This is a genomic window from Pelobacter propionicus DSM 2379, assembly GCF_000015045.1.
In the GTDB taxonomy this organism is placed as follows: Bacteria; Desulfobacterota; Desulfuromonadia; order Geobacterales; family Pseudopelobacteraceae; genus Pseudopelobacter; species Pseudopelobacter propionicus.
In genome coordinates this window covers 4001209-4008000 of the sequence record NC_008609.1, presented here as the reverse complement: position 1 = coordinate 4008000, position 6792 = coordinate 4001209, and the positions used below count along the sequence as shown (strand labels likewise).

General features: G+C 56.2%; 7 protein-coding genes. All 7 read left to right on the top strand.

The window, feature by feature from the left end; all coding sequences use genetic code 11:
- Positions 1-351 precede the first annotated feature (351 nt).
- Genes rpmH through rsmG form a run of 7 tightly spaced genes read left to right on the top strand, consistent with a single transcriptional unit; the run spans position 352 to position 6734 of the window.
- Positions 352-501, top strand: coding sequence for a 50S ribosomal protein L34 (gene rpmH, locus PPRO_RS20425; RefSeq protein ID WP_011737430.1), 150 nt, complete (start codon positions 352-354; stop codon positions 499-501).
- Positions 437-895, top strand: a complete 459-nt coding sequence (rnpA, locus tag PPRO_RS20420) for a ribonuclease P protein component (RefSeq protein WP_232286661.1) — start codon at positions 437-439, stop codon at positions 893-895. Before rpmH ends, rnpA begins: the two co-directional genes overlap by 65 nt.
- Positions 868-1080 (top strand): membrane protein insertion efficiency factor YidD, encoded by a 213-nt coding sequence (gene yidD, locus PPRO_RS20415; RefSeq protein WP_011737428.1) that lies wholly within the window; start codon positions 868-870, stop codon positions 1078-1080. The genes rnpA and yidD overlap by 28 nt, the downstream gene beginning before the upstream one ends.
- 21 nt (positions 1081-1101) lie before the next feature.
- The gene (gene yidC / locus PPRO_RS18020) at positions 1102-2730 is read left to right on the top strand and encodes a membrane protein insertase YidC (RefSeq protein ID WP_011737427.1); all 1629 of its coding nucleotides are present in this window, start codon (positions 1102-1104) and stop codon (positions 2728-2730) included.
- Between the two features lie 25 nt (positions 2731-2755).
- Positions 2756-4126 (top strand): tRNA uridine-5-carboxymethylaminomethyl(34) synthesis GTPase MnmE, encoded by a 1371-nt coding sequence (gene mnmE, locus PPRO_RS18015; protein WP_011737426.1) that lies wholly within the window; start codon positions 2756-2758, stop codon positions 4124-4126.
- A 59-nt stretch (positions 4127-4185) separates the two neighbouring features.
- Positions 4186-6072 carry a tRNA uridine-5-carboxymethylaminomethyl(34) synthesis enzyme MnmG gene (mnmG, locus tag PPRO_RS18010; protein WP_011737425.1) on the top strand — a complete coding sequence of 629 codons (1887 nt, stop codon included), beginning with the start codon at positions 4186-4188 and terminating at the stop codon, positions 6070-6072.
- Positions 6069-6734: a 16S rRNA (guanine(527)-N(7))-methyltransferase RsmG gene (gene rsmG / locus PPRO_RS18005; protein WP_011737424.1), complete on the top strand. Its 666-nt coding sequence runs from the start codon at positions 6069-6071 to the stop codon at positions 6732-6734. Before mnmG ends, rsmG begins: the two co-directional genes overlap by 4 nt.
- Positions 6735-6792 lie beyond the last annotated feature (58 nt).

The following is a 6792-nucleotide window of genomic DNA, read 5'->3' as shown; positions in this document are numbered from 1 at the left end:
AAGAGGAAGTCACATCACATTAGGGAAATTAACAACGGTTATCAACATCCGGGCGATTTAGGAATCACCAATGGAATACGCAGGGTTATGTATGCGGTTGTGGAAAACTGAATAACTTATCAACAAGATTTTCAACATCTGTTGATAACTTTTTTCTTTTATATTTCAGGTATTTACTTGTATTTTTTGAAATTATATGCTTTTTTCCGTTGCAGAAGGGTAGCAGAGGACGGTATGTTTTTCAAGGCAAATCAGTGACGCTGGATTTATCATCCTGAAAATAGGCTTGACAAGTATGCCGTGTTATGATTAAAGAATCGATTCCTGAAAAACAATACCAGGGGTGAAACCATGAAAAGAACATTTCAACCGAGCAATACTTCCCGTAAAAGGACCCACGGTTTTCTTGTGAGAATGGCGACGAAAAATGGTCGTCTTGTCATCAAGCGCAGGAGAGCAAAGGGTCGCAAGAATCTGGCTGTTCGCATTGCCACCAAGTAACATCCCCGCCGGTTCAGGTTCAGACGATGTCAGCACGTTTCCAAAGTCGGTTCGGCTCCGGAAACGTGCTGATTTTGTTGCACTTCAGAACGCAGCCGGAAAAGTGACCGTCAAGGGGTTTCTCATTGTCTGGCAGGATAATGGGCATGATCTGCCGCGACTGGGAATAACGGCGAGCAAGAAAACCGGTTGCGCCGTGGTCCGCAACAGAATCAAGCGTTTTGTCAGAGAGACCTTCAGGTGCAACAGAAGGACGCTTCCTCCGGTGGATATGAACGTGATTGCCCGCCGCGAATCGGCGGCAATGGATTTCCGTGGCGTACAGCGCGAACTTGAAAAAGCCTTCAGGCGTATGGGCGTATCTCCATGTGTAAGAGAAGTCTGCTCCTTGTAATCAGTCTGTATCAACGGATGCTTTCACCGCTTCTGCCGCAGACCTGCCGTTTTTATCCCTCCTGTTCCGAATATTCCCGAGTATCAATTCTCCGCCATGGACTAGCCAGGGGGCTCTGTCTGACCGTGCTGAGAATCTGCAAGTGTCATCCCTTTCATCCTGGCGGATATGACCCCGTACCATAACTAGATCAGACTGGAGCTTTCATGGAAAAGCGTACTCTGCTGGCAGTCATCCTTTCCATAACCGTTTTTTATGTTTTTTCCCTGCTGTTCGCCCCTGAAAAGAAACCGGTTCAACCGGAGTCAACGGGACAAGCTGTTTCGGCGCCCGTTTCAGCAGGCCAACCGGTTGCGGGCGGTGTCCAACCCTCGGCAAGCGCACCCTCGCTGCCAGCGACTGCCCAGCAGCAGGACGTTACCGTACGCACCGGTCTCTATACGGCGGTTTTCTGCTCGCGCGGTGGCGCGCTGAAGAGCCTGACCCTGAAGAATTACCGCGAGAAGAACCTCCCTGACGCACAAGCGGTTGTCCTTGGCTCGGATGCTGATCCCTCCGCGCTCACCTTTTCCACTCGTGCGAGCGGTTTCAACCTTCCCGAGGGCGCTCCCTTTGTCGCCGATGCCACGGCTGTGACCATGGCTGGTGGCGAAAAGAAACAGCTCGTTTTCACCCACAACTCCGGACAGGGCTTTACCGTTCGAAAGATCTACACCTTCAGCGGCGATTCGTACGGGATTAAACTTGATACCCAGGTATTCAACAACATGGCCGTGCCGCTGGTTGGAACAGTGCAGCAGGTGATGACCTATCCGGGTCTGGTTAAGGCAAAAGACAGCCGTTTCGAAACAGCTGGCTCCTATCTCTTTAGCGACAACAGCCTGGAGAGCGACAAGCTCAAGGATGTGTCCTCTGCTTCCAAGCTCTACGACAAGAACCTCCAGTGGTCCGGTTTTGCGGACAAGTATTTCCTCACCGCCATCCTTTCCGAGGGCGGCAGCATCGCATCGGTGGAGCTCAGGAAGAACGGAGCCGGGTTCCTGGAGTCCACCGTCTCCTCGCCCCGCATCACGGTCACCCCGGGTCAGTCGGTCACGGTCGTGCACCGCCTGTTCGTCGGTCCCAAGGATATCGACATTCTTAAGGCCCAGGGCAACTCCCTTGAACAATCCCTGGACCTGGGGTGGTTCACGGTCATCGCCAAGCCGCTCCTGTATACACTGAAGTACTTCTACCGCTATGTGGGCAACTACGGCGTCGCAATCATCATTATTACCATCATTCTCAAGGCTCTCTTCTTCCCCCTGACTCACAAGAGCTACAAGTCCATGAAGGATATGCAGAAGATCCAGCCGATGATGGCCGCGCTGAAGGAGAAGTACAAGGATGATCGTGAGGGTATGAACAAGGCAGTCATGGAACTCTACCGCGATCACAAGGTCAATCCGCTGGGAGGCTGCCTTCCCATGCTGGTCCAGATACCGGTCTTTTTCGCCCTCTACAAGGCGCTGATGTTCTCCATCGAGCTTCGGCATGCACCTTTCTACTTCTGGATCACCGACCTTTCCGGCCCGGACAACCTGTTCGGACAGATGCTGGGGCTTCCCTTTGTCATCGGCCCCCTCCCTTTGCTCATGGGCGCCACCATGTTCATCCAGCAGAAGATGACGCCTTCCACCATGGACCCGATGCAGGCAAAGATGATGCTCGCTCTCCCCGTGGTCTTCACGTTCATGTTCCTCAATTTCCCGTCAGGACTGGTCCTGTACTGGTTGCTGAACAACATACTCACCATTGGCCAGCAGATGTACATCAATAAACTGGTTAACGACTGATCCCGGTCGTGGCGGAGTAGCGTCAATGTACATGAGGGATACCATAGCGGCAATCAGCACTCCCCCCGGCAATGGCGGTATCGGCATAATCCGGATCAGCGGCGGGAGTGCATCCTGCATAGCTGAAACCCTCTTCAGACCGGTGCGCAGCGGTGGCCTCATCAGCCACCGTTTTTATTATGGCACGCTGATCGACATTCAGACCGGCGCGGTTGTGGACGAGGTTATGGCGGTCATCATGCGCGCCCCCCACTCCTATACGCGGGAGGATGTGCTGGAACTGCACTGCCATGGCGGCATGCTGGTTGTTGAGCGGATTCTGTCGCTGGTCCTCCGCGCAGGGGCGCGTCTGGCTGAACCGGGAGAGTTTACCCGCCGGGCTTTCCTCAATGGCAGGATCGATCTCGTCCAGGCAGAGTCTGTCATGGATATCATCTCTGCCCAGACCGATGCCGCGCTTGCGCTGGCCCAACGCCAGCGGGGAGGCGTTCTCTCTTCGCGCATCGCCGAGGCACGTCAACTGCTGCTGCATGCGCTGGCACTGATCGAGGCATACATCGATTTTCCCGAGGACGATCTGGGTGAAACGGATGTCGAGAGCATCCGTTCATCCGTCGAGGGGGCACGGACCCACATTCGGCGCCTGCTTGAGGATTTCAACGAGGGGCGTCTCCTGCGCGAGGGAATATCGGTCCTGATCATCGGGAAACCGAATGCCGGCAAGTCAAGCCTGCTCAACCGTCTGCTCAACGAGAATCGGGCCATCGTTACCCACCTTCCCGGCACCACCCGCGACATTATCGAGGAGACGATCAATCTTGGGGGACTTGCGGTTCGTCTCCTGGATACGGCGGGAATTCGCCATACCGAGGATGTGATTGAGCAGGAGGGGATCAACCGTGCACTGGAGAAAATTCCCCAGGCCGACCTGATCCTGTTCGTTCTGGACGGTTCGCGCCCCTTTGGCCCGGAAGACCGGCTTATCCTCGATGCCCTGCAGGGAAACAGGTTTGTTGCGGCCATTAGCAAGGCCGACCTTCCCCGCGTTCTTGAACTGCCGTCCGAGTGCTGCAATTTGCCGCAGGTCTCTTTTTCCGCCGAGTCGGGTGAAGGGGTCGATGATCTCAAGAGCACTGTCCGATCATTGTTCGTCTCCAGTCAGGCCATCGATAACCGGGAGTATGTCGCCATTTCACGGGTGCGGCACCGCGATGCGCTGAGCTCCGCGGATGGGTCTCTGTCCAGATTCCGGCAGGGGCTTGATTCAGGAGCTTCTCTTGACCTTCTGGCGCTGGATCTTCGGGAGGCGCTGGCGTCAGTGGGTGAGGTGACGGGACAGGTGACGAACGAAGACGTTCTCGATCTGATCTTTTCTTCCTTCTGTATCGGCAAGTAGGTTGCCACAACCGCAGCATTTAGGGTCATGTTTCACGTGAAACGTCGGAGATGTAATTCATGATGACGTACGATTTTGAATACGATGTAATCGTGGTTGGTGCCGGCCATGCCGGCTGCGAGGCTGCCTTGGCAGCGGCGCGCATGGGATGCCGGACACTGCTCTTGACCATAAACCTGGACGCCATAGCGCTCATGTCGTGCAACCCCTCCATCGGTGGCCTGGCAAAGGGGCATCTCGTCAAGGAGATCGACGCACTGGGTGGCGAGATGGCACGGAATATAGACGCCACCGGAATCCAGTTCCGCATTCTCAACACCAGGAAGGGTCCCGCCGTTCGCGCATCTCGGGCCCAGGCCGACAAACAACTGTATCGCCTGCGCATGAAGCGCGTGCTGGAGAATCAGGACAACCTTCATCTGAAACAGGGTGAAGTCACCGCGCTGTACTGCGACGGCTCTGTCGTTCGCGGCGTGGATACCCGCTCCGGCATCCGCTTCCTTGGAAAAACCGTGGTGCTGACGACGGGGACCTTTATGCGCGGTCTGATACATATCGGTCTTACCCACTATGAAGGGGGTCGCGCCGGGGATCTGCCCTCAATCGGGCTGTCCGATCAACTCAAACAGCTCGGATTGCAGGTGGGCAGGCTTAAGACTGGCACACCGGCCAGGCTTGACGGTCGTACCATAGATTTTTCCCGGCTGGAACCGCAGCATGGCGATAATCCGCCGCAGCCGTTCTCTTTCTCCACCGAGCGCATCACCATGCGTCAGGTTCCTTGCCACATCGCCTACACCAACGAGCGCTCCCACGACATCATCCGTTCCGGACTGGATCGTTCCCCGCTCTATGCCGGGATCATCGAAGGCATCGGGCCGCGCTACTGCCCCTCCATCGAGGACAAGGTGGTCAGGTTTCCGGATAAGGACCGCCACCAGGCATTTATCGAACCGGAAGGGTTGGATACGGTTGAGATGTACCCCAGTGGCATGTCTACTTCCCTGCCCATCGATATCCAGATTGCATTTTACCGCTCCATGGAGGGTCTGGAGCGGGTCGAGATCATGCGACCGGCCTATGGAATCGAGTACGACTACGTCGATCCGATCCAGTTGCACACCTCTCTGGAGACAAAGGCAATCACCAACCTGTATCATGCCGGCCAGATCAACGGCACTTCGGGCTACGAGGAGGCTGCCGGTCAGGGGATAGTCGCTGGAATCAACGCTGCCCTGCGCACGCGTGGCGAGGAACCGCTGATCCTTTCCCGCAGCGAATCGTACATCGGTGTCATGATAGACGACCTGATCACCCTGGGGACCAAAGAACCCTACCGCATGTTTACTTCTCGCGCAGAATACCGTCTATTGCTGCGCGAGGACAACGCCGATCAGCGCCTGCGGGAAATCGGGTATCGGGTGGGACTGGTGTCTGATGCGGAATACGAGGGGTATCTGCGCAAACGGGACATGATTCAGGCTGAACGTGAACGCCTGGCTGCCACGCGGATCAGTATGAGTCAGGCGGAAGAGGAATATTTCACGGCCAGGGGATTGCCGGATCTGCAGAAGGGAACCAGCTACGAACAGCTGCTGCGGCGCCCCGAGATAACCTACGACGATCTGCTCAGTTTCGACACTGTTTCACGTGAAACACCTTCCGTGGTGCGCGAACAGGTGGAAATCCAGATTAAATATCAGGGGTATATCGAACGGCAACTGGAGCAGATCCGGCGCTCCGCAAAGCTGGAGAACACCCCCCTACCGACGGATATGGATTATGCCGCCATTAACGGCCTGACCACCGAAGTGAAGGAAAAGCTGACCAAAGTTCGTCCCGATACGCTTGGCCAGGCCTCTCGTATTCCTGGGGTCACGCCGGCTGCTGTTTCCGTGCTCTCCATTGCCCTCAAGGCCCATGCCGGAGCCAGGAAACAGGGATGAGTATGAACCGGTTTCGGGAAACGCTGCAAAGGGCAACGGAAGAAATGCAGTTTGAACTCAGCGGAGAACAGCTGCGTGACTTCCAACTGTTCGCAATGGAACTGAAAAAATGGAACCTCAGGGTAAATCTGACGGCCATAACCGACGATGGCGAGATAGCGGTCAAGCATATCGCGGATTCGCTCTTTCTCGCCCGGCAGTTGGATAGCACCGAGCGAGTCCTGGATGTGGGCTCCGGGGCGGGGATACCGGCCATCCCCCTGAAGATAGCCATACCTGGTCTGGAAACGGTTTCGGTAGACGCGGTGGGGAAAAAAATACACTTCCAGCGCCATGTTGCTCGCTTGCTGCGGCTGCAGGGGTTTCAGGCCCTGCACGCGCGCATCGAATCGCTGCACGCCACGCACGGCCGCTCGTTTGACGTGATCACCTCCCGCGCGTTTTCTGATCTTGGGCTGTTCGTGCGTCTGACCGCTCCCCTGCTTGCCGAAGGGGGCAGGCTGATTGCCATGAAAGGTCCAGCTGCGGGCGACGAGATGGAAGAGGCGAAGACTACGTTGGCAGCGCTGCGCCATGAGGTCTGCTCACTGCATCCCTACCGTCTGCCGCTGGAGAGCGGCGAACGTTGCCTGGTCGTCATGCGACCCGTCAGCAAAATCTGATCAGCCGGCTCAGGGTATGCCCCGGAAACCGGGTCTGTCCGGGGCGTTTTTGCGGTTT

What these genes read in the sequence shown, in the direction of transcription:
- rpmH (WP_011737430.1), top strand. Translation starts at nt 352, where the DNA reads ATGAAAAGAACATTTCAACCGAGCAATACTTCCCGTAAAAGGACCCAC.
- yidD (WP_011737428.1), top strand. Translation starts at nt 868, where the DNA reads ATGTGTAAGAGAAGTCTGCTCCTTGTAATCAGTCTGTATCAACGGATG.
- yidC (WP_011737427.1), top strand. Translation starts at nt 1,102, where the DNA reads ATGGAAAAGCGTACTCTGCTGGCAGTCATCCTTTCCATAACCGTTTTT.
- mnmE (WP_011737426.1), top strand. Translation starts at nt 2,756, where the DNA reads ATGTACATGAGGGATACCATAGCGGCAATCAGCACTCCCCCCGGCAAT.
- mnmG (WP_011737425.1), top strand. Translation starts at nt 4,186, where the DNA reads ATGATGACGTACGATTTTGAATACGATGTAATCGTGGTTGGTGCCGGC.
- rsmG (WP_011737424.1), top strand. Translation starts at nt 6,069, where the DNA reads ATGAGTATGAACCGGTTTCGGGAAACGCTGCAAAGGGCAACGGAAGAA.